This is a genomic window from Cesiribacter sp. SM1, from assembly GCF_020178975.1.
Lineage (GTDB): Bacteria > Bacteroidota > Bacteroidia > Cytophagales > Cyclobacteriaceae > Cesiribacter.
Window position 1 is genome coordinate 103698 of the sequence record NZ_JAHXBU010000041.1, and the last position, 23405, is coordinate 127102.

Genomic DNA, 23405 nt, shown 5'->3' on the forward strand with positions numbered 1-23405 from the left:
GCAGTAGAATATGCTATTAACTCTTAAACGGATAAAATGCTTAAAAGAACTTTACTATATCTTTTCCTATTCTGCACTTCTGCCCTACTCCCTTACCAGACCACCGCACAAAAGCAGGACCTTTCCTATTACCTACCGGATAATGTACAGCTTAACCCCGCCATTCCAACACCAGATTCTGTACTGGGCTGGGGCGTTGGTGAGTGGCATGTAAGCCACGATAAACTGGTTGAATACATGCAGGTGCTGGCCCGGGCCTCTGACCGTATACAGATCCAGACAACCGGCTACACCCACGAAAGGCGCCCGCTCTTACTGCTTACCATTACGCACCCCAACAACCAGCCGCGCCTGCAGGAGATTAAGCAAAAAAGGCAGCAGCTGGTAAACAACCCGCAAAGTATATCCGATGCTGAGCTTGCCCGGCTCCCTGCGGTATCCTACATGGGCTTTAGTATACACGGCAACGAAGCCAGCGGCAGCAATGCAGCCCTGCTCACTGCCTACTATCTGGCAGCAGCCCAGGGCCCCGAGATTGAACAAATGCTGCAGGATGTGGTGGTCTTGCTCGATCCGGCCTTTAACCCCGATGGCCTGCAGCGCTTCAGCAGCTGGGTAAATGCACATAAAAGTAAAAATGAGGTATCTGACCCACAGAACAGGGAGCTGAATGAAGCCTGGCCCCGCGGCCGCACCAACCACTACTGGTTTGACCTGAACCGCGACTGGCTGCCGGTGCAGCAGCCAGAATCGCAGGCACGCCTGAAGATATTCCACGACTGGAAGCCCAATGTACTGACCGACCACCACGAGATGGGGGCGGGCAGCACCTTTTTTTTCCAGCCGGGTGTGCCCTCCCGCAACAATCCTATTACACCGGAAGCTACCTATAAGCTTACCAAAGCCATTGCCCAGTACCATGTAGAGGCGCTGGATGCTATTGGCTCGCTCTACTATTCAGAAGAAGATTATGATGATTTTTTCTACGGCAAGGGCTCTACCTACCCGGATGTAAACGGGGCTGTAGGCATCCTTTTTGAGCAGGCAAGCTCCCGTGGCCATGCTCAGGAAAGCAGCCATGGTATTCTGCGCTTTCCGTTTACCATCCGCAACCAGTTTACCACCACTCTTTCTACGCTTAAAGCTACCCATGCGCTTAAGCAGCGGCTGCTGGAACATCAGCGCTGGTTTTACCAGTCGGCGCAAAAAGAGGCCGCTGCCGATCCGGAAAAAGGATATGTGTTTGGCGCCGCCGGAGATGCCGCCCGCCCACTGGAACTGGTAGAGATGCTAAAGCGACACCAGATTGAGGTACATAAAGCAGCCGAAGCGCCCACTGTACAGGGCAACAAGATCAGCAGGGAAAACAGCTATGTAGTACCGCTTAACCAGCCGCAGTACCGCCTTATTAAGGCTATTTTTGAAACCAGGAAATCTTTTACCGACAGCCTCTTCTATGATATCTCTGCCTGGACCCTGCCCCTGGCCTATAACCTGCCCTATAAGGCACTCGACAGAAGGGAGCTCAGCAGGCTGATGGGAGAAAAAGTAGAAAATGCGCAATTGCCCCCCGGCACGGTAAGCGGCGGCATGAGCAATTACGGATATTTGCTGCCCTGGCAACCCCTCTATGCTCCAAGAGCGCTAAACCAGCTTTTACAGGAAAACCTGCGCCTGCGGGTAATTACAGAGCCTGTACAACATGCGGGTACCACCTTTGGCCGTGGCTCAGTATGGATACCCCTGCAATCGCAGGACATTGGGGCTGATAGTTTATACAGCCTGGTAAACAGGGTGGCAGCACAGAATAACCTGCAGATACAATCTGTAACCAGTGGCAGCACCGGGGGTGTGAACCTGGGCAGTCCCAGCCTGCTTTCGGTAACACAACCAAAGGTAATGATTGCGGTGGGAGATGGTGTTACCTCTTACGATGCCGGGGAGATATGGCACCTGCTCGACCAGCGCTACGACATTCAGCATAGCCTGGTACCTATGGAAAGGGTACGCTCTGCTGACCTGACCCGTTACAATGTTATTATTTTGCCCGACGGCTACTATGGTTCTGCTGTAGATGCAATACCGGCCCTACGTGAATGGCTGCGGGAAGGCGGCACCCTTATTGGCCTGCAGGGCGGTGCCCGCTGGATGGCACAAAACGGATTGAGCAATGCCAAATACAAAAAAACGCAAAACCAGGATAGCCTCCGAGGTCCGCAGCCTTACGCCTCACTAAGCCAGCGCAGAGGCGCACGCGAAATGGGCGGTGCTATTTTCCAGGCAGCGGCAGATACTACCCATCCCCTGCTATGGGGGTACACCACTCCAAACGTAAGTCTGTTTAGAACCAACACCCATGTGCTGGAAGCCACCAACAGCCTGTACGCCCACCCGCTGCGCTATACCCAGAATCCGGTACAGGCTGGCTATGTCTGGCCCGGGCACCTGGAGAGCCTAAGAGGCACTCCTGCTGTGCAGATATCATCCATTGGCAGAGGCAGGGCCATTGTTATTCCCGACAATCCTGCATTCAGGGCATTCTGGCGTGGATCGGAACGGATCCTGATCAACGCTATTTTCTTTGGACCGCTGATAGATTCGCGGTCAACCAGATGATGTAGCTTTATATAGAATGAGCCCCGGCAAGTTATCTGCCGGGGCTCATTCTATATAAAGCTTGTGTGAAAAAGAGTAAAGATGTTATGTATTACCCTGTACAACCATGTTCCGGACTAGCGCCCACCACCTAACAGGTAGCCGACCGATAGCTGCAGCACCCGGTTACCACCCTCATCATCCCTGATGGCTTCCGGCACATTAACACTGGCAGGCAGCTCATCTTCATACACCTGTGTTAGGCCATACATATAGCGCAAGTCAAGCGTAATACGCTGCGCAAAGCTGTAGCCCAGGCCCAAACCAACGCCTCCATCAAAATTATTCAGAATATCTTCCCAGGTATCATTTCCCTTTTTTGAATTGATCAAAACACCAACATAAGGCCCAAACTGCAGGCTAAAGGCATCTCCCAGCATTACCTTTGCCATTACCGGCAGCTCCAGGTACATCAAGGTAAGATTATCTTCAGTGCCTGTATCACCTGTACCTTTAAGGGTAAACAGCAGCTCCGGTTGCAGGCTCACGCCCGGTGCTATTGGTGCATTTAACATTCCACCTACTGCATAACCCAGAATGAACTCACTATCATCAACATTTTTACCATCGATGGTAGCCAGGTTAACACCCGCCTTGAGCCCAACCCTGGCTTGAGCCAGGGCACCTCCTGCAAACAAAGCCAGAAGAGTAAGTGTAAAAAATATCTTTCTCATGTCTTAATATTATCCTGTTACAACTGCAACACTAACAGGATAGCGCTGTAAAAGGTTATGAGAAACTACGCTGCCGCGCTGCCTCGAAAACTACCACTGCTGCCGCTGCAGATACATTCATGGAATCAATTACTCCACGCATGGGAATGATGATGTTCTGATCTGAAGCCCTGAGCCACACATTGGTAAGGCCGGTTGCTTCTGTACCCATTACCAGGGCAGCCGGCTCGCTAAGATCTACAGTATCGTAGCGAACAGAAGCTGTAAGCGCGGTGGCATATATCTTTATCTTATGCTGCCTTAGCCAGGCGATGGTTTCTTCTGATGTGGCAGCAGCTATTGGCTGGGTGAACACACAGCCAACACTGGAGCGGATTACATTAGGATTATAAAAATCAGCTTTAGGGTCACAGATGATCAGCGCATCAAGTTTGGCTGCATCGGCCGTACGAAGCAGCGCCCCCAGGTTACCTGGCTTTTCCACGCCCTCACAAACCAGTATCAGCGGGTTATCGCTCAGCTCCAGGTTGTGGAGGCCATGCTCTTTCATAAGGGCCACAGCCAGTAAGCCACCCGTTGTTTTCCGGTAGGCAACCTTTTCGAACACCTGCAGGCTCAGCTCTATCTGCTCGGCGTTGCCTGCTTCATAAATAGCATCTCTAGCTTCCTGTGTATTGATAAGCTGCGGACAGAAGTAAAGGCTCTCAATACGATAACCTCCGGCAATGGCAAGCCTGATCTCCCGCGGGCCTTCTATCACAAACATATTATCGTTGCGGCGGGTGCGGCTTTTCTCCTGAAGTTCGAGCAGCTTTTTTATGCGGGGGTTTTGGGGCGAGGTAATAACGAGCATTACAAAAAGGTTGTTATTATTAATGAACGACTGTGAAGGCTGTTAGTTAAATATTATCAAAGCTGGTCCGGATTATGCAAATTTGCGAAAATGATCGCTGCTGCAGTTCCGCTAAACAAATAAAGCGGGTTTTATTTTTCAGATAGAAAACCCGTACCACACAAATGCTGCAAATGCGTGCTGAATTTACATTGGGTTTCCGGACGAACCTACAAAACAGAAACCTTTTGGAAGAGGAGAACACATGCCTGACAACTATACATTAAACCTGCTAAGCCCAACAGACTGGCAAGACTATGAGCTGCTGGATTGCGGCGATTTTGAAAAGCTCGAACGCTTTGGCCGTTTTGTGCTGGCCCGCCCCGAACCACAGGCCGTGTGGCCAAAAAAGCTCCCGGAGCAGGAGTGGGAAAAGCAGGCACATGCCCGCTACGTTCGTGAAAAAGGCCGCCAGGAGCAACCCGTGCTAAATGCCGATAAGGGCAACTGGCAGCTAAACAGCAAAATGCCAGAAGAATGGCTCATGCGCTACCAGCGCGGCGAGATGAACATACAGTTCAGGCTGGCGCTTACGGCTTTTGGCCATATTGGTATTTTTCCGGAGCAGGCTGTAAACTGGAACTGGATTTACGATACCATCCGGGAGATGCCCCTGAAGCGCCCCCGGGTGCTTAACCTTTTTGCCTATACCGGCGGGGCCTCCCTGGCTGCGGCGGCGGCCGGTGCAGAGGTTACCCACCTCGACAGCGTTCGCCAGACCATTACCTGGACCAACGAAAACCGTGAGGCCAGTAAATTACCTGAAATACGCTGGGTGGTAGAAGATGCCCTGAAGTTTGTAAGGCGCGAAGCAAAACGTGGTAACCGCTATCACGGCATTATCATGGACCCTCCCTCCTATGGCCGCGGGCCCAAAGGCGAAAAATGGGTGCTGGAGCAAAATATCAACGAATTAGTAGCCCTGGGCGCAGAGCTGCTGGAGCCCCGCGATAGCTTCTTTATCCTCAACCTCTATTCCATGGGCTTATCGGCCCTGGTAATGGCCAACCTTGTGCGGCAGCACATGGGCGTGCAAAGCCCCGAGCTGGGAGAGTTGTACCTGCAGGCAAAATCCGGACCCCAGCTACCACTTGGTACTTATTTAAGATTAAAACGCTAACCCATGCAATTTACCGCAAGCCGTACTGCTTCCCTGTTTGAACTACTGCAGGATCAGCTGCCTGATTCTCCCAGGCAGCGCATTAAAAATATGCTGCGCCATGCTATCCTGCTGGTAGATGGCAAACCGCTGGCGAACCCAAGCCTGGAGGTAAAAGAGGGGAGCAAGGTAGAGATCCGCAAAGGCAGTGCACCCCAGAAGCAACAACAATCGCCTTTTCCGGTACATTACGAAGACGACCACCTCCTGATTGTAGAAAAGCCTGCCGGGCTGCTAACGGTTAACCAGAGCAAAACCCCTGAAACCAGCCTTTATAAAGAGATTTTTGACTGGGTAAGGGCTAAATCAGGTGGAAAGCAGCGCCCCTTCATTGTGCACCGGCTGGATCGTGAGGTTAGCGGGCTGCTGATCTTTGCCAAGAGCGAAGAAGTGCAGGAGCTGCTGAAAGATAACTGGCAGGAGGTAGAAAAACGCTACTATGCCCTGGTACATGGCGCCCCCGAAAGGCGCGAAGGCACCATTCACACCTGGCTGCAGGAAGACGAACGGCAGCGGGTACACGTGGTACAGGATGAAGCACCAGGAGCCAAAGAAGCCATTACCCATTTCCGGGAGGTGGAGCACTACCGCAACCACAGCCTGCTGGAAATTGAGCTGGAGACCGGCCGTAAAAACCAGATCAGGGTACACCTGGCTCACATTGGCTGCCCCATTGCCGGCGACTGGCGCTATGGAGCTCCCAAAGTAGACAACAGGCCCATTCACCTGCTGGCCTACCAGCTACGCCTGCCCCACCCCCTTTCAGGGAAAATAATAGAAGCTGAGCTTAAACTACCCAAGGACTTTCTAAAACTGGCGGAGGGGAAATAAACATTTCCCCTCCGCTCAAAGCACTATCCGGCTTTGATACTTAGTTGTGTAAACTTCCTCTAACTTAAACAAGCACTTTCTCTGGCTGCAATAGGGTAAACTCCGGCAGGCGTATGATCTCACCCCCTTTTTTGGCCGACTCATGTGCTAAAATGCCTACACAGGTGATGTTTGCCGACTGTCTTGCATTTGGGTAGGGATCTTTGCCTTCTGCCAGTGCAGTTAAAAAAGCATGTACCAGGTGCGGATGTGAACCTCCATGCCCGGCACCCTGGGTAAAAGAAAGATGCTGGTGCTCATCAGAATCATACACGCCCCTGGTGGTAAAGGCCTGGATGGGTTCAGGTAGCAGGTGTGCAAAATCGGGGCTTTCGATCTCATGCGGAATCTCCGGTTCGGGCAGTTTTGCTGTATGCACCACCAGCGGGCGGCCTTCGATCAGGGGCCATTCTACAGATTTTTGAGAACCATACACCTCAAAGCTTTCGCGATACTGCCTGGCCACATCAAAGAGTGAACGGTACACCTGCGCACTCAGGTCGGAATTCCGGAATTTAATATGCGTGGTTTCCACGGCATAAGGCGAGTTGTAATGCTGCTGCAGCTCTTCCCGGATGGTACCTGAGCCAAAGCAGGAAACATATTCGGCTTCATCGCGGGTGAGGCCCAGTACCGGTCCTACACAGTGTGTGGCATAGTACATAGGCGGCAGCCCAGGCCAGTAGTTGGGCCAGCCATCCATATCCTGCTGGTGGCTTGCTTTCAGGAACTGTATTTTTCCCAGTTCTCCCTTTTCATACAGTTCCTTCATGAACAGGAATTCACGGGCATACACCACTGTTTCCATCATCATGTAGGTAAGGCCTTTTTCCTGCGTCAGTTCCACAATTTCCTTGCACTCCTCCAGGGTGGTGGCCATGGGTACCGTACAGGCCACATGCTTGCCGGCCTTCAGAGCCATAATTGACTGCCGCCCATGATCCGGGATAGGCGTGTTGATGTGAACAGCATCTACTTCAGGGTCCTGCAGAAGCTCCTCATAGGAGGTGTACCTTTTTTCTATACCAAAGGCATCGCCAATCTCATCAAGCTTAGCCTGGGTTCTCTGGCAGATAGCATACATATTGGCATTGGGGTGCCGCTGGTAAATAGGAATAAATTCAGCACCAAAGCCTAATCCAACTATCGCTATGTTTATTTTCTTCTGGTTCATGGATATAGATATTTTTTAGCATTCAATGGTTGAAAAGGAAAAGATCAGGCTTTTACCTGCACCTTGTCTGTTACAGCGGGCACATCAGCCCATTCCTTCAAAAAACGGAGCCCATCCGATGCAAAAGCATCCTGGCTGGGCACCAGCGGACGCCAGATGCAGACTGCCCCGGCAAGCTCTTTCACCTCTGGCGTAAAGCTTTCAATAGATACAATTCCATTGTAGTTGATTGCTTCAAGGCCGCGTTTGTAAGCATCCCAGCGGGTTTGTCCTGTACCCGGAGTTCCGCGGTAGTTTTCAGAAACCTGCAGGTGCAGCAGCTTATCTCCAGCCAGAACAATTGCTTTTTCCACATCGGGCTCCTCTATGTTCATGTGAAAACCATCCAGTAAAACTTTGGCTGCCGGATGATCTATTTCATAGATCAGTCGCATCACATCTTCTGCAGTATTCACCAGGTCGGATTCGAAACGGTTGAGCGGCTCCAGGGCAATTTCAAGTCCCTTATCTTCTGCCATGTGGCAAACCTTCCGAAGATTTGTTACTGCCCGCTCCCACTCCAGCTTCTTTTGGTCTGGCGATACCAGCCGCGCCTTTCCTACGGCAGAATACATAGGGCCTCCTAAAAATTTAGCACCAAGCCCTTCGCATATTTCCAGGCAGCGCCTGATATAGTCGAAACTGTTTTTGTGGTAAGCGGGGTCGTCGTGGGTAAGGTCGCGGCTGGTGCCAAAAGCACCGCAAACTGCTGCCTCCAGCTCATTGGCCACCAGTGCAGCTTTTACCTTTTCCACATCAATCAGGTCTGGATCTTCTACCGGAATCTCCACCACATCGTAACCCATTTCCCTGATCTTCGGAAAAAGATGCACAGTTTCGGTAGTGAAAGGAGAGGTCCACAACCAGGTACTAACCCCAAAGCGTACATTCATAAACTAATATTTAAGATTGAAATTATGCCGGTGCTCAAAGAGCACTAGGCTACTACGGCAGGATCTTCGTCGAGTAAGTCTTTCCTGGCCTCCTCCTGCTCCTGTGCTCCCTGCTTCAGCACCACCACTTTGTAGCCACCTTTGGATCTGAAATAGAAGATCAGCCCCAGGTATACCGCCAGCATAAAAGCAGGGAAAATAGCGATGGTTTGCAGGGCCTCTTTTTTGGCCAGCTCGGAAATAGACTGAATGGTGAACTGCGTCTCCTCATCTGCTCCCGCTACTTTTACCTGGTCTACGGCACGGTAATCTCCAAAAATGCTGGTCTTTTCTTCTGTAGCGAAGCTCTCATGCAGGGTAGTGCTGTTTTCAACATCATAGGCTGCCAGCCTGGTATCAATGGTTTTATCCTGTACAAAGCCCAGGATTACAGCACCCACCACACCAGCAGCAATCATGCCCACACCACCGGTGATGTTAAGCGTTAAAGCACCGCCTTTGGGAAAGCGTTCTGCTACCACACCCAGCATGGTTGGCCAGAAGAAGGTTTTGCCCAGGCCGAATACGGTGGCGGCTACCAGCACCATCACTCCGGTTGATACAGATAAAAGCAGCAGCCCGATGCCGGCTACAGCTGAGCAGACAGCCAACAGACCCAGGGGAGAAATTCTGTGGATGATAGAGCCTGCAAAAAAGCGAAGAATGGCCATGATAGCAGAGGTGTACACCAGGATCCAGCCTGCCTGAATACCTATGTTGCGCATTTCAGGAGCCATCAGGTCAGAGATCCAGCTGTCGGTGCCCAGCTCTGTGGTAGCCAGCGGAATCATCAGCAGGATGAGAATGATAAAGATGGGCTGGCCAAAGCTGCGAACAAAGTAACCATAAAGAGCAACCAGGGCCAGGGTAATGAGGATGTTCGTCATCAGGCTCCATTCAAAGATAGAGCCGATCTGAAACACAATAAGGGCAGAAACCACCAGGGCACCACCGATGCCCACTTCCTTGAGCATCTCCAGGTAAGATACCCCTGCCTTAACCCTTTCATTGATGGGGAAGCGCCGGGGGAACATCATCAAACCATAGGCAATGGTAGGCAGGAGGATCAGGATCATCTTAAGCTTCCAGCTTGCTTCGGCGCCCATCAGCAGGGCCATTACACCTCCTAATACCAAACCGGCAGGCCAGCCTGCATGCAGCATGTTGAGCCATTTGGCCTTATCGCGCGGAAACATGGTAGCCACCACAGGATTTACCACTGCCTCTACTGTACCATTGCCCAATGCCACAATAAATGTAGCAATGTAGAGCGACCAGTAGCCGGTGGCAAAAAAGGTGAGCACTGCCGAGCCAAGGTGGCAGACAAAGGCAAAGATCATGGCATTTTTATAGCCTATTTTGTCGATGATAAGGCTGAAGAGCACAATGCTGATGGCAAAGGGCCAGAGGCCTACACCGGCAATCTCCCCTATCTGGGTGTTGGTGAGGTTAAACTCTTCGCCCCATTGCGGCAGGGTGAGCGCCCGCAGAATAAAGCCGAAAGAAGTGGTAACCAGGGCTACAAAGCAGGCCCAGAACAGTTTGATATCTGGTTTTTCCAGGGCTGCGCCCGAAAGATTGTTTTTATGCTCCATACATCAAGGATTAGATAAAAATCAGTATAAGGGTAAGAGTTTCAGTACCTGAAAAATCAAAGGGTGGCTTTGCCCTTTACTACCTTCATCTCCCCGTTCATGATGCGCCAGTGGCCCGGGAAGGTGCAAACGAAGGGATAGGTGCCTGCTTCTGCAGGCGCTGTAAACGTAAGCTTTACGGTTTCTTCCGGATTTACCAGCTTAGTATTGAAGAGCACCTCTGGCATATCCGGCACGTACTGCATCTCCGCTCCATTAGGATCACTTGCCAGCTTATCGGCAGCGGCACCAACTTTTTGCAGGGCTCCCTGCGCTGTAATCACCAGGTTGTGCTGCATAAAATCGGGGTTCTCAAAAATGATCTCTACTGGCTTACCGGCTTCTACGGTAAAGTTTTTCAGGTCGTACTTCATTTCATTTTTAATTACCCTGATCCGGATTTGCTGTGGAGCCCCGGCTGTTTCCGCCATTCCTGTACCAGCTGTTAGCTCGCCGGATTTATCCCAGTCAGACTTTGCAAATACTTCCGCAATGGGGGTACCATTGAATACATCCTTCCGGCCCACGTTTTTCATCCTGGTAACTTCGTACTTCCAGCTCCCTGCCAGCATTATTTTATTGCCTCCGGACTGGAGGTACAACTCATCTTCCTTTCCTCTGAAACCGCCCTCGCCTCCATTATCCTCCAACCGTACAGCCAGTACATTTTTACCTGGCTTTAATACACCAGCAGGAATCTCGTACTGGCGCTTTTTATTCCAGCCGCCTTCCTTCACGCCTCCTACTTTTACACCGTTTACCCAGGTTTCGTCGGCATCATCGACAACACCCAGTGAAAGCATTGCCTTGCGGCCAGTAGCATTTGCAGGAACATCAACGGTTCTTCTAAACCAAACCTCACCATCCATATCAAGGCCGGCAGCTTCTATAGTGCCTGGCAATTCCATTTCTTTCCAGCCAGCATCATTTGCAGAAGGGGTTTCGCGGGCAGGCTCTTTTGTATTGGCCTGGCTGCTTAGCTTTTCCTTTAAATCAGGCTGCTCCTGCAGCATAGCCGCCATAAAGCCATCGGAATGTTTTTTGGCAGCCACATAAACTGCTTTGGCAAGCCAGGTATCTTTTACCACGCGCTCCTCCTTGCTTAGGCTGTAGAGCATGGCTCCTGCCTCCGCTGTGGGTTCCATTTCTGCCACTGCCAGCACAGCTGCCATCAGTGTGTTCGGATCAGAGTCCTGTAAAATGCCAGACTGCAGCACTGCCTCCCTGGCCCAGTCTGCTTTAGGCAATACCTGCACAGCAGCCTTTCTCACGGCAGGCACTTTACTTTTCAGGGCTTCTCTCACAGCAGCTACTGCCTCTTTCTGCCCTCCATCCAGCGCTCCCAGGCCTTTGATGGTCCAGAGGGCATGAACGGCCGCCGGGTTAAACACCTGCTTTCCTGCTTCCCTGCTATTTACAAGTTCATAAAGCTCAGGTAGTACATCGGTTTTTCCCCGCTCTACCAGCAGGCGCTGCGCAGTAAGGCGCCAGAACATATTGTCATGATCAAGGGCTTCCAGCAGCTGTTCCGGATTTTCTTTATCCAGCTGCATGGGCTCATAAGGTTCTGCCTCCTTGTACACTACCCGCCATACACGGCCGTGTGATTTATCGCGCAGGGGGTTTTCATAGGCATTACCTGCTCCGTTTTCGGCCTGGTAGCCTCCTCTTTCTGGTGATGGTGTAGGGTTATGCTGTATAATAAAGTTGTACCAGTCGAGTACCCATACGGCTCCATCAGGGCCTACTTTTGCTTCTACCGGCGCAACCCACTCATCTGCACTGGCAAACAGGTTCCATCCGTCTTTTTCGATAAAGCCTGCACCATCTTTCTCTATTTTAGCTATATGCACCAGGTGTCCTGTTGGTTCGCACACCAGGGCTGCTGCTCCATCCCAGTACTTTTCAGGATAACTTTTGGCAGTATAAAAGTTATGGCCGGCCGCTGCGGTAAACCCACCGAAAACATCTACCTGCCGCACCTTAGGTGTGGTGGGGTGCATGGCATAATGTCCGTCAATTTTTGCACTGCCTTCTGCAGGGATGCCCTTCACCCCTTCTAGATACCTGTTGGGGATTCCCACAAACACACTGTGCGTGTTGTTTGCCGTAGAAGCAAATACATCGTTGGTTTCTGTAAAGCCCAGCCCCCAGGTGTTGTTGCTGGTTTTGGTTAGGAATTCAAAATCTGAAACATCGGGGCTGAAGCGGTAAACGCCCTGCTTAAACTCCTGCTCTTTGCCTGCAATAGTGCCCTTAAAACCAGAGTAGCCCACCACACCCCATATGTTGTTATCGATCCCGTATTTAAGGTTGGATGGCCCTGCATGGGTATCATAGGTGCCCCAGCCATCAATCATTACCTCTCTTACATCAGCCTTGTCATCGCCATCGGTATCTTTCAGGAAGAGAAAATGTGGCGCCTGCGAAACTATAAGACCACCATTGGCAAAGGTCATGCTGGTGGGTATGTTGAGCTTATCGGCAAAAACGGTGAACTTATCGGCCTTTCCGTCACCGTCGGTATCTTCGCATATTTTTATGCGGTCGTCGCCTACACCTTCTTCATCACGAACAGAGTTGGGATAGTCTACTGTTTCAATTACCCAAAGCCTGCCCTTCTCATCCCATTCAAGGGCAATAGGGTTGATGATATCTGGCTCTGAAGCAAACAGTTCCAGCCTGAAATCAACCGGCACCTGGATCAGCTTTTGAGAAGCTTCGGGAGAAAGCGGCTCCTGGTACTGCGGGGCCGGGTCTCTTTTTTCATAGTTTGGAATATTTGGTACGTCCTTGTACACCAGGCTGGGCATGTCTTTCATAAAGGCTTCGTGCTGCCCCCTTACTTTGTCGCCCACAGCCCAGAGTATACCTTCCTTCATCAGCTCATGAAAGCCGGGATTTCCCCAGGTGCGCTCATCATGTCCGTAAGCAGTATAGAAGACACGTCCGTTGCCATGCTCCTTTACCCAGGTCCAGGGCTCGTGGTGCTCCCCTTCTACGCGTTCCATCAGAATGGTGCGGTCGGGGCTGTGTTTCTGGTGAATGTAGGTTTCATCCCAGGTAGTAAACTCCTCTACATTCTTTGTTACCGGGTGCTCCCTGTTTGTAATGCGGGCCTGAAAAGTGCCTGTTTCGTGCTTCTGAAACTGGGCGCCTACCAGTTCTATGTATTTCTCCGAATTCTGAAAGCAAAAGCTGGCGCAATGAACAGGAATAAGACCTTTTCCTGATTCCACAAAGCTCATCAGGGCTTCCTCCTGACTGGGGCTTATCTGCTCGTGATTGGCATAAATAACGAGCCCATCGTACTTCGATAACGTTTGCGGGTTCAGGTCGTTTAAATCGGCCGTGTAGGTTAGGTTAATACCCTCTTTAGAGAGAGAAGAAGCAAGCATTGGCATGTATGCTTCTGAGTTATGGTGCTCGCTGTTATGCCCCAGAAAAAGGAGCTCCACTCTCCGCGGACCAGTGTCTGCTTTTTTATCACTTCCAGTATCACAACAAACCAACAAGAAACCCAGCAGAACAAAAGTACAGGCAATAAAATTTTTCATACGCTTAATGCAAACGATTACAATACCTCAATATCAATTTATTATTCTTGAAAAACTCACTCTTTTTTACCAAATTATGACTTTATCTTAACATCGCTCATAAAAAAGGAGTGAACCAGAGGGTAATAAAGTATAATAATGAAGTCAGCCCTGCAGAAAACCCCCATTCCAGCCAACCAGGCTTTCGTAGTCAGGTACCTGAAAGATCCTCACTTCGATCCCAACTGGCACTTTCATCCTGAATACCAGATTTTTGTGGTTTTACGCGGAACAGGCACCCGCTTTATTGGCGACCAGGTAAAACCATTCAAAGAGGGCGACATTGTGTTTACCGGCCCTAACCTGCCACACCTGTGGCGCAGTGATCATGAATACTTTGAGGGCAAAGAGGAGCTGTGGACGGAAGGAATCGTTATTTACTTCCAGGAAGATTTCTTAGGTAAAGCATTTCTTCAGAAAGAAGAGATGTTTAAGATAAAGCAGCTTTTTCTGATGGCACGCAGGGGGTTTGAAGTTACAGGCAGCACTGCACTAAAGGTAAAAAAGATGATGAGGGAACTGCTGAACCTGGAGGGTTTTGAAAGGGTGCTGCTTTTTCTTCAGATCCTGAATGTACTGGCAAACGCCCAAACCTTTAATATTATCTCCAGCCTGGGCTATACCAACACCTTAAGGGAAGAGGATACGGAAAGAATGAACAAGGTACATGCCTATGTAATGAGGCACTTCAGGGACAAAATCAGCCTGGAAGAGGTTGCCATGATCGCTAACATGGCGCCTACTTCATTTAGCCGCTACTTTAAAGTTCATGCCAACAAAACTTTCTCTGATTTTGTCACTGAAATCAGGATTGGGTATGCCTGCAAGCTGCTTATAGAAAACAATGTTACAATTTCGGAAGCCTGTTACGAGAGCGGCTTTCAGACTTTATCAAACTTTAACAGGCTGTTTAAAGCCTTTACCAAAAAAACTCCCAAAGCCTACAAAAGTGAGTTTTCGGAGGCTGTTTTTATCTGAACCTGCCTTGGCACGGGAAACAGCCTTACGCCGGGGCAACAGCGGCTGGTGCCAGCGGCAGGCTAAAGTAAAAGGTTGCGCCCTTTCCATAAGTGCTCTCTACGCCTATGTTGCCGCCATGTGCTTCTACTACTTTTTTTACAATGGCCAGCCCCAGCCCGCTGGATCGCTCACCGGCTGTTGGCTGATTCTGCGCTTTTTCAAATGGCCTGAATATTTTTTCCTTGTCTTCTTCACGAATGCCTACTCCCTGGTCCTCCACCCTTGTTACAACAAACCCTTCTTCTTCCTTTATAATAACCCTGATAACAGCATCTTTAAAGGAGAATTTGATGGCATTGGTCAGCAAATTCATCAGCACCTGGCTTATATAGGTTTTATCGAAAGGGAGCCACAGCGCCGGCTTTGCTGATACTACTTCTATCACCTGCCCCTTTTCACCGGCAATAGGCTTGTTCATCTGCACCACCTCATTCACCAGGGCCAGGTACTCCTGCTCTTCTTTCTGAACCTTTAAGGTGCCTGCTTCTATTTGCGAGATGTCCAGTATGTTGTTGAGCAGGCTAAGTGCCCCGGCACTAATGCTGCCGATAAGCCTGATGTACTCCTGCTGCTGCTGGTTTAAAGTGGTACCACCCCTGGGATCGGCCAAAAGCTTGCTTAACAAGAATATGTTGCTCAGCGGATTTCTGATATCGTGGGCGGCTATGCCTATGTACTTGTTCTTTTCCTGGCTTACCTCTTCAAGCCTTTTGTTTGCCAGCTCCAGTTGCCTTTTTTTAGACTTGATTTTGTAAATAGCCAGCGCCAGTATAAAAAAGGTAAGCATACGCACAGCACTATTCCAGTAGAGGGTAGCGGCATGGGTATAGGGAAAGCCTGTTTGCGATTCTACTATAAACCAGACCACGCTGCTAAGCCCCGCAACAAAGAGGCTGTCTTTTTTATTTGTAGCACCATGGGCTGATACCATATAAATAGGCAGCAGGTAGAGCAGGGAAGAAGAAATTTCGTAGCCGGTAGAAAAATCTATGAAAGCAATCAGCAGTAAAAGAACGTAAGCCACAGCATTAACAACTATCCTGTGCCTGTATACAGATACAACTTTATTTTTACCCTTGAGGAGGAGGTGGCTCATTTAAGCAACTTAATGAATATTTCCACTGCTCTTTTAAAATAAGGCAGCATGGCATAAATTATACACTTGGTGTAATAACGCAATTTGCATTATTCCTGTATACTACCCCAGCACAAGAGATTAAATCCCGATTAAAATGCTGAATACCGCAGCTGCCGTTCCACTAAAAGTAACAATTAGTAAGGCTTCTTATTTCGCTACTTGCCAAAACATAATCAATCTCCTAACTTCCCGCCATGCCAGTACCCCATCTTCTGCAGAGTAAGCTGCCCCAGGTAGGCACCACTATTTTTACACAAATGTCAGCCCTGGCTGCCACACATGGTGCTATTAATCTTTCGCAGGGTTTTCCCGATTTTCCCATAGATGATGACCTGATAGAGCGGGTCGCCTACTATATGCGGCTTGGCCGCAACCAGTATGCCCCCATGACGGGCACCCCACAGCTGCGCACCTCCATTGCTGCTAAGATAGAGCGTATTTATGGCTATACCCCCGATGCTGAAAAGGAGATAACAGTAACCTCAGGTGCCACAGAGGCACTGTACGCTGTAATAGCAGCTGTGATAGGCCCGGGCGATGAAGCCCTGGTGCTGGACCCGGCCTACGACAGCTATGCACCTGCCGTAGCCCTGCAGGGCGGCAAACCCATACACATCCCCCTGCAGTATCCCGGCTTCCGTCCAGACTGGAACGTAATCCGCAGCAGCATTACCCCCCGCAGCAGGCTCATCATCATCAATACTCCGCACAACCCTACCGGCAGTGCATGGCAGCCAGACGACCTGCTGCAGCTGGAGGAATTAGTGCTGCAGCACAAGCTGCTGGTGCTCTCCGACGAGGTGTACCAGCACCTGATCTACGACGGGCAGCAGCACCAGAGTGTTTTATCGAGACCCGAAATCAGGAAGCATGCAGCGGCTGTATTTTCCTTTGGCAAAACCTTTCATGCAACAGGCTGGAAGGCCGGATACGTGGTGGCGCCTGAAGCTTTTTCTGCCGAAATAAGAAAGGTGCACCAGTACCTCACCTTCAGCACCCACACCCCTACCCAGCTGGCACTGGCAGATTACCTGCAGAAACCTGAAAACTATGAGCACCTGCCTCAGTTCTATCAGAAGAAACATGATCTTTTTCTGGAACTTTTAAAAGACAGCAGGTTTAAACCACTACCTTGCAACGGCACCTACTTTCAGTTATTAGACTATAGTGGTATCAGCAATAAGCCAGATGTTGAAATGGCCCGGTGGTTAACAGTAGAAAAAGGCGTTGCAGCTATACCCATTTCAGTCTTTTACGTAGATAAACAGGATCATTGCCTGCTTAGGTTTTGTTTTGCCAAGCAGGAAGAAACACTGCGTAAAGCAGCCGAACTATTATGCAAGATTTAAGCATTACCCTTATTCAAACAGAGTTGTATTGGCAGGAACCCAGTGCCAACCTGGCGGCGCTGGAAGAAAAAATATGGCAGATTAATAGCGACACTGACCTGATTGTGCTCCCCGAGATGTTTACAACCGGCTTTACCATGGACGTAGAGGAAAATGCCGAACCTATGAACAGCCGTACTTTCCGCTGGATGAAGCAGCTGGCAGCACAAACAGGAGCCGTTATTACCGGCAGCTATATAGTGCAGGAGGCTGGAAAGTACTACAACCGCCTGATCTGGATGCAACCCGATGGTGAGTACCAGCATTACGACAAGCGGCACCTTTTTCGCATGGCCGACGAGCACAACTACTTTAGCCCCGGCAATAAGCCTATTATTTGCGAATGGAAGGAATGGCGCATTTGCCCCCTGATCTGCTACGACCTGCGCTTCCCGGTATGGAGCCGCAATCGTGTACGTGAGGATGGAGATCTTTCATACGACCTGCTGCTTTACGTAGCCAACTGGCCTGCTGCCCGCATCGATGCCTGGAAAATTCTGCTACAGGCCAGGGCAGTAGAAAACCTCTGTTATGTGGCAGGTGTAAACCGGGTTGGGATCGATGGCAAGGGAATTGATTATAACGGATACACCTCCCTCATTAACCCTAAAGGCGAAGTATTGTACCAGGAGCAGCGCCGTCAGTATATCTGCACCCAAAAGATCAGTGCCTCGGAGTTAAGGGAATTCAGAAATAAATTTCCCGCTCAGATGGATGCCGATAGCTTTACCATCAGTTAAAAAGCTCTTCCAGCACCTTTTTAAGCTCTTGTTCCTCCAGGTTGTGGTAAAAGTATTCGCCTGCAGCAGCCTGCATCATTTTCTGAAGCAGGGGCTGCTCTCCCTGCAGGGCCATCAGCAAACGGGGTGGTTTAACTTTTAAAACGCGGTTAAAGAAGGTGGTCAGGCCGGTTATAGGTGGCTCACCTGCTGCCCCTGCCCCACCTGCCGGAACAGCCGGGCTTACAACGGCATCCTCCACGCCTTTAGCAGATGATGAAGCCGGGAGCAGCCCCTCCGGTGCTCCTTCTGTAACCACAACAATGGCAACCCGCTGGCTCTGCTTTAAAAGCTCTATGGCATACTGCCTGATACTTTCTTCCGAAAAATTATCGAACTCAAAGGTGGTAATACCTGTAACCTGCTGCTTTAGCTCCTCCAGTAAAGGAATTGTGTAAGCGGCAGGTGCCTCTGCCGCAATTCGGATGTATATCAGTGATTTTATCATCTTACAATCAGCAATCGCTTTACTTTCCTCTCTCCTGCAAAACGGGCTTCTACCAGGTACATACCCTCTGCCAGCTGTGGCTCCCACTCCAGAATCCTGCTGCCATCTGTTTCCCATTGCGCTATTACCTGCCCCAGCATACTAAGCACCCTGATCTGCGCTGGGGCATTTGTTTGAATTTTAACTGTAGCTAAATAGGCCGGATTAGGATATACAAGCAGCTCAAAACGCTGCTCTTCTCCCGGCGGCGGTAAAGCCTGGCCATTGCGCAGCAGCACTAAGCCTCCGCCTATTTGCCCTACCACCAGCGCCGGCACTTCTGCGGCCCATAAATGTGCCAGCACAGGCCAGCTTTTATCTCCCAGGCGGGCACCAAAGGCTGAATCATCCACTTCAACAGCCACTGTTTGTGCAGCAGCAGCAGAGGCATCGCCCCTTAAAAAGGAGTGGAGTATGCGCACATCGCCGGTGGCATCCGAAACAACCAAATCGGGCTGGCCGTTGCCATCGGCATCTCCAACAGAGGGAATCAGGTGGCGCCGCACGTTATCCAGCGCAAAGCCTTTATAGGCAGCACTGCTTAGCTCAAAAGCCGGTGCAGCCAGCGTTCCTGTATTGGTGTAGAGGCGCAGGCTGCCATCGAACCTGCCCGCAAGCACATCCAGCAAACCATCTCCAGTTACATCATAATAGTAGGGATAATCCAAGGTTGTCAGGGGAACGGCTACATCCTGCACCTGTGAACCACTGAACTGCAGGGGCATGCCCGAGGCGGCAGTATTCAGGTACACCAGTACGCGCACCTTGTTGGCAGCACTGTTGTACACGGTAAGCAACAGATCAGGGGCTCCATCTCCATTATAATCTGCAAACTGTGGCTGCAGGTACTGGTGTTTTGCAGCTGAAAGACCAAGGAAATCTGCTTCTTTTAAACTAAAGGCCGGTGCCCCGGCGCTGCCTGTGTTTTCATATAGCTGCAGCTTTGCATAGTAACCATCGGCCTGCAGTTGCCCTCTGTTTCCCAGCAAGAGGTCCAGATCACCATCTGCATCTATATCAATAAAAGCGGGACGTGCTTCTTCACCGGCATCCAGCTGCTGCCCCTGTAAAAAATCATTTTGTGTAAGGCTGTAGCCACCTCCCGGCTGTTGCTCATACAACCAGAGCGAGTGCCCGTAATCCATCTGCGCTCCGGCAGTTTTAAGGTTTGTTGATACAAGGATATCATCTCCCAGGGCATAAGCGGCCGGAAATGGAAAATCGGTAGCCGTAGCTGCGCCGGGAAGCTTTGTATCAAAAGTATTGAACACAGGTGCGGCGGCAGTTCCTGCATTTGGCAGGTAGTAGAGGTAGGTGCATTCTTCGTCGCCAAGCAGCAGATCTGGTACGGCATCTCCATTCAGGTCCTGCCAGAGCAGGCTTTTGCCCCCTGCGTGCAGCGGACGCTGTGCGGCTCTACCGCCTTCGTCGGGGCAGGCGGCATAATTAAATGCCAGCTCCTTGCAGGCACACTCTGTGAGTCCGCCCCAGTGGCGGTCGGCAAGCTCAAACACCAGGGTATCGCTGCGTCCAAAATTTTCTACGCCTACGTTTTTATACCAGCGGATAGTGCCAGTACCCGAGGGATCAAAAGAAGCGATATCTATATCGCCATCGCCGTCGGTATCGGCAATAAGGGGTACATCTCCACTGTTCACCAAAAGGTTTACAGCAGCGTTGCTGCCGGGGTACTCCAGGAGCTGGTAAGCAAGGCTCCAGGCAGCAGGCTGGCCAGCGGCAGCACTGTTTTCAAATACCCGCACTCCTGCCGGTGTGGAGGTAAAAAGATCTTTCCGGCCATCGCCGTTGTAATCTACCAACAGCAGCCAGTTTGTTATGTCTGCAGGAAAGCGAAAACGCTCCTGGGGTAACCATACCCAGCCCTGGGCCGTTTGTGCAAACACCTGCACTTGTGAACTGCCTCGGTCAAAAAGCACCAATTCGGGCTCACCGTTGCCGTTTACATCGGCAAGACTGGCTTGCACAGCATTAAGCCCCCCGGCCCAGGGCATTTGCAGATTTTGCTGCCCTACCGATACCGGCACCCCTGTTTCGTATTGGTAGGCCTGCCCTCTGCTGCTAAAAGGGGTTAACAAAAGAGCAAAAAAAAGGCTTAGCAGGTAAAAGTTATGCTGCATCTTGCCAACTTAAATTTTTAACATCAATTTACCATATAAAGAACGAAACATATGCCCAATACCATATCTATTCCTGATATCTATAAAAAATACCTGGAGTGCAGCAGCGTTAGCACCGATACCCGCAAGCTGCCCAAAGACTGCCTTTTTGTGGCCCTGAAAGGTCCTAATTTCGATGGCAACGTGTTTGCCAAGGATGCCTTAAAGAAAGGCGCCAAATATGTGGTAGTGGACGATCCAGAGCTGGCAGCTACCGATGGATGCCTCTATGTTAAGGATACACTGCAAGCCCTGCAGCAGCTGGCCAACCACCATCGCCATCAGCTAAGCATTCCGGTAATTGGTATTACAGGCTCTAACGGAAAAACCACCACCAAGGAGCTTGTAAATGCAGTGCTTAAGCAAAAATTTAAATGCTATGCCACAGAAGGCAATCTCAACAACCACATAGGCGTTCCCCTAACCCTGCTTAATGCACCCAAAGACAGCGAAATAATGGTGGTGGAAATGGGCGCCAACAGGCCTAACGATATTGCTGAACTTTGCCAGATTGCAGAACCTACCCATGGCCTGATTACCAACATTGGAAAAGCACACCTGGAAGGATTTGGTGGTGCCGATGGGGTACTGAAAGCCAAAAGCCAGCTTTACCAGTGGCTGGCAGAGAACAAAGGCACTGTGTTTATCAATTCCAGAATGGATGTGCTGCGCAACATGGGCAAACGTTTTGAGCACCCGATTTACTACCCCAACCAGGATGATTATTACCACTGCGAACTGGTTTCTGCCGATCCCTTTGTAGTACTCAAAGCCGAAAACGGGGAGCAGGTAAAAACAAACCTGATGGGCATTTACAACTTTGAGAATATAGCAACAGCACTTTGCCTGGGCAAATTCTTTGAAGTGCCTGAAGAGAAAGCCAATGAGGGTGTGGCTAAATATGTGCCGGGCAACAACCGTTCGCAGATTATTGAAAAGGGTAGTAACTACATTATCCTGGATGCCTACAATGCCAACCCCACGTCCATGAAGGCAGCCATTGAAAACTTTGCCCTGTTACAGCGGCCGCATAAAGTGCTCATTGTAGGCGATATGATGGAGCTGGGCGAGGATAGCGTGAAGGAGCATCATGACCTGGGGCGACTGATTGCCAAGTATGACTTTGATAAAACCATCTTTTGCGGCATCCATATTATACCCGCACTGGATAATAATTCAGAGGGTGTTCACTTTGAAACCCGTGATATGCTGCTGAACTACTTAAAAAAGAAAAAATTCGAGAATACTACTTTCCTGATCAAAGGCTCCCGCAGCATGGGGCTGGAGGCAGTAGTGGATTTACTGTAGCACTATGGCTGATATCGCCTTTGTACTGGACTTTCTCTCCCGGCTTGCAGAGAACAACAATAAGGAGTGGATGGATGCCCACCGCTCCGATTACCAGCAGGCACGCAAGCATTTTAAGGAGCTAACCTCGCAGGTACTGGATGGATTAAAGGAAAGGGACGAAAGCCTGCTGAATGTACGGCCTGAAGATTGTATGTTCAGGATTAACCGAGATGTACGCTTCAGTGCCGATAAAGCTCCCTACAAGATCTGGATGGCCGCTGCCATTGCAGCGGGAGGCAGGCATGCGCCGCTGGCTCATTACTATTTTCATTTGCAGCCGGGCGATGAGAGCCTTGTTGCCGGGGGCATGTACCTGCCTCCGCCCGATCAGTTGCGAAAGATAAGGCAGGAGGTAGATTATAATGCGGCTGACTTAAAGAAGATTGTAGATGAACCCGGCTTCCGGGAAACCTTTGGCCCCATACAGGGCGAGAAATTGCAGAGGCCGCCAAAGGGTTACCCCCAGGATCATCCTAACGTGGAGCTCCTGAAACTGAAAAGTTTTTTAGCCATGCGTACCTTTAAGGATGAGGAGGTAAGGTCGCAGCACTTTCCCGACAGGCTGCTGAAAGCCTTTACTACAGTTCAGCCCTTTGTGGAGTACCTGAATGTGGCAGTATCCTGATCAGCGCCTGATCTGGAGGGTATCGCGCGTAAGGGAGATGGCGGTAAAAACACCTGTACTTTCACCTACCAGGTTAGACTCCAGGTTTGCCGGCTGGGCAAAAGGATTATAGTTAGCATCATAAGCTTTTTTCAGGCTCTCTATAAATTCGTAGTGATTTTTGTCCAGCCGGTATACACTTACAAAAAGCCTGTCGCCGAACATTTCTACCTGGTGCCCGGTAGTTATTTTTAAAACGCCACCTGCAGCGTTTGCATCTGTCCATAATCCATCAAAATGGCCCCATGGCGGGCTACCCTCCAGGTGTAACATAACCCGGTAAAAGTCTTCTGTAGCCGGGTTATCTTCCACCTCAAGCTCCAGGGAAACTTTACCTTCGGCATCCAGCGCATAATCAATTTTTCTGAACACCGGTCTGGGTAAGAAACTAGCAGTGCCCCTGGCAATTTCCTTTTCGTTATTCCACACAATCATTTCCCAGCTTACCCCTTCCTGGTAGCTGATGGTATCTTCTGAATAGTAGTTGTAAGAAACCCTGCGCACGCTGTCTACCACCAGCCTGTTTACCAGGTTAATAGACCTGCCACCGCTATGCAGGCTTATCTGTAAACCATTTTCAGCGGCAGCTTCCAGGTCATCAAAATACCCAAGACTTTTAGTTGCCAGCGCCCTGGCTGGCTGGCCTGGTTCCAGGTAACACTCTACCAGGGTTACCGGTGTATGACCAGGAAGATCAATGTCTACCTCTTCCTGCATACTGCATGCAGCCATTAGAGCAATTGGCACCAGACATAATAAAGTACGGAATGGAGCCAT

The 23405-nt window shown here is 50.3% G+C and carries 18 protein-coding genes; 8 read left to right on the top strand and 10 right to left on the bottom strand.

The genetic code is table 11. The features are described 5' to 3' along the window. The first annotated feature begins 36 nt into the window (after positions 1–36). Complete coding sequence (locus KWJ01_RS06190) at positions 37–2616, top strand: M14 metallopeptidase family protein (RefSeq protein WP_224995559.1); 2580 nt, start codon at positions 37–39, stop codon at positions 2614–2616. 116 nt (positions 2617–2732) lie between these two features. On the opposite strand, the gene KWJ01_RS06195 is transcribed toward KWJ01_RS06190, so the two are convergent. Beyond that, positions 2733–3329 carry a porin family protein gene (locus KWJ01_RS06195; protein ID WP_224995560.1) on the bottom strand — a complete coding sequence of 199 codons (597 nt, stop codon included), beginning with the start codon at positions 3327–3329 and terminating at the stop codon, positions 2733–2735. 55 nt (positions 3330–3384) lie between these two features. After that, complete coding sequence (locus KWJ01_RS06200) at positions 3385–4182, bottom strand: RNA methyltransferase (RefSeq protein WP_224995561.1); 798 nt, start codon at positions 4180–4182, stop codon at positions 3385–3387. Positions 4183–4426: 244 nt separating this feature from the next. Here KWJ01_RS06200 and KWJ01_RS06205 point away from each other — a divergent pair, with 244 nt between their 5' ends. Together KWJ01_RS06205 and KWJ01_RS06210 are read left to right on the top strand one after the other, a co-directional pair. Beyond that, positions 4427–5341, top strand: coding sequence for a class I SAM-dependent methyltransferase (locus tag KWJ01_RS06205; RefSeq protein WP_224995562.1), 915 nt, complete (start codon positions 4427–4429; stop codon positions 5339–5341). A 3-nt stretch (positions 5342–5344) separates the two neighbouring features. Next, positions 5345–6211, top strand: a complete 867-nt coding sequence (locus KWJ01_RS06210) for an RluA family pseudouridine synthase (protein WP_224995563.1) — start codon at positions 5345–5347, stop codon at positions 6209–6211. Positions 6212–6275: 64 nt separating this feature from the next. On the opposite strand, the gene KWJ01_RS06215 is transcribed toward KWJ01_RS06210, so the two are convergent. Genes KWJ01_RS06215 through KWJ01_RS06230 form a run of 4 tightly spaced genes read right to left on the bottom strand, consistent with a single transcriptional unit; the run spans position 6276 to position 13586 of the window. Then, positions 6276–7424 (bottom strand): Gfo/Idh/MocA family oxidoreductase, encoded by a 1149-nt coding sequence (locus tag KWJ01_RS06215; protein WP_224995564.1) that lies wholly within the window; start codon positions 7422–7424, stop codon positions 6276–6278. A 44-nt stretch (positions 7425–7468) separates the two neighbouring features. Next, positions 7469–8356 (bottom strand): sugar phosphate isomerase/epimerase, encoded by an 888-nt coding sequence (locus KWJ01_RS06220; protein WP_224995565.1) that lies wholly within the window; start codon positions 8354–8356, stop codon positions 7469–7471. A 44-nt stretch (positions 8357–8400) separates the two neighbouring features. Then, the gene (locus KWJ01_RS06225; RefSeq protein ID WP_224995566.1) at positions 8401–9990 is read right to left on the bottom strand and encodes a sugar MFS transporter; all 1590 of its coding nucleotides are present in this window, start codon (positions 9988–9990) and stop codon (positions 8401–8403) included. A gap of 56 nt (positions 9991–10046) precedes the next feature. After that, positions 10047–13586, bottom strand: a complete 3540-nt coding sequence (locus tag KWJ01_RS06230; RefSeq protein WP_224995567.1) for a PVC-type heme-binding CxxCH protein — start codon at positions 13584–13586, stop codon at positions 10047–10049. 138 nt (positions 13587–13724) lie between these two features. On the opposite strand from KWJ01_RS06230, the gene KWJ01_RS06235 reads away from it, so the two are divergent. After that, positions 13725–14603, top strand: coding sequence for an AraC family transcriptional regulator (locus KWJ01_RS06235; protein WP_224995568.1), 879 nt, complete (start codon positions 13725–13727; stop codon positions 14601–14603). 25 nt (positions 14604–14628) lie between these two features. Here KWJ01_RS06235 and KWJ01_RS06240 read toward each other — a convergent pair whose 3' ends face one another. Continuing rightward, a complete protein-coding gene (locus KWJ01_RS06240; RefSeq protein WP_224995569.1) occupies positions 14629–15741 on the bottom strand; it encodes a sensor histidine kinase KdpD in 1113 nt (370 codons plus the stop codon). 236 nt (positions 15742–15977) lie between these two features. On the opposite strand from KWJ01_RS06240, the gene KWJ01_RS06245 reads away from it, so the two are divergent. After that, entirely contained in the window at positions 15978–17132 is a 1155-nt protein-coding gene (locus KWJ01_RS06245) for a methionine aminotransferase (RefSeq protein WP_224995570.1), read from the top strand. Then, positions 17120–17911, top strand: coding sequence for an amidohydrolase (locus KWJ01_RS06250; RefSeq protein ID WP_224995571.1), 792 nt, complete (start codon positions 17120–17122; stop codon positions 17909–17911). The genes KWJ01_RS06245 and KWJ01_RS06250 overlap by 13 nt, the downstream gene beginning before the upstream one ends. Here the strand turns inward: KWJ01_RS06250 and KWJ01_RS06255 are convergent. Beyond that, complete coding sequence (locus KWJ01_RS06255; protein ID WP_224995572.1) at positions 17904–18398, bottom strand: hypothetical protein; 495 nt, start codon at positions 18396–18398, stop codon at positions 17904–17906. The two genes, KWJ01_RS06250 and KWJ01_RS06255, sit on opposite strands and share 8 nt — an antisense overlap. After that, positions 18395–20575 (bottom strand): T9SS type A sorting domain-containing protein, encoded by a 2181-nt coding sequence (locus KWJ01_RS06260; RefSeq protein WP_224995573.1) that lies wholly within the window; start codon positions 20573–20575, stop codon positions 18395–18397. Before KWJ01_RS06260 ends, KWJ01_RS06255 begins: the two co-directional genes overlap by 4 nt. Before the next feature lie 51 nt (positions 20576–20626). Between KWJ01_RS06260 and murF the strand changes: the two genes are divergently transcribed. Continuing rightward, on the top strand, positions 20627–21922 hold the full coding sequence (gene murF / locus KWJ01_RS06265) for a UDP-N-acetylmuramoyl-tripeptide--D-alanyl-D-alanine ligase (protein ID WP_224995574.1): 1296 nt from the start codon (positions 20627–20629) through the stop codon (positions 21920–21922). A 4-nt stretch (positions 21923–21926) separates the two neighbouring features. Next, positions 21927–22589: a DUF2461 domain-containing protein gene (locus KWJ01_RS06270; RefSeq protein WP_224995575.1), complete on the top strand. Its 663-nt coding sequence runs from the start codon at positions 21927–21929 to the stop codon at positions 22587–22589. Here the strand turns inward: KWJ01_RS06270 and KWJ01_RS06275 are convergent, their stop codons facing one another. Next, positions 22590–23405 carry a DUF4249 family protein gene (locus KWJ01_RS06275; RefSeq protein ID WP_224995576.1) on the bottom strand — a complete coding sequence of 272 codons (816 nt, stop codon included), beginning with the start codon at positions 23403–23405 and terminating at the stop codon, positions 22590–22592.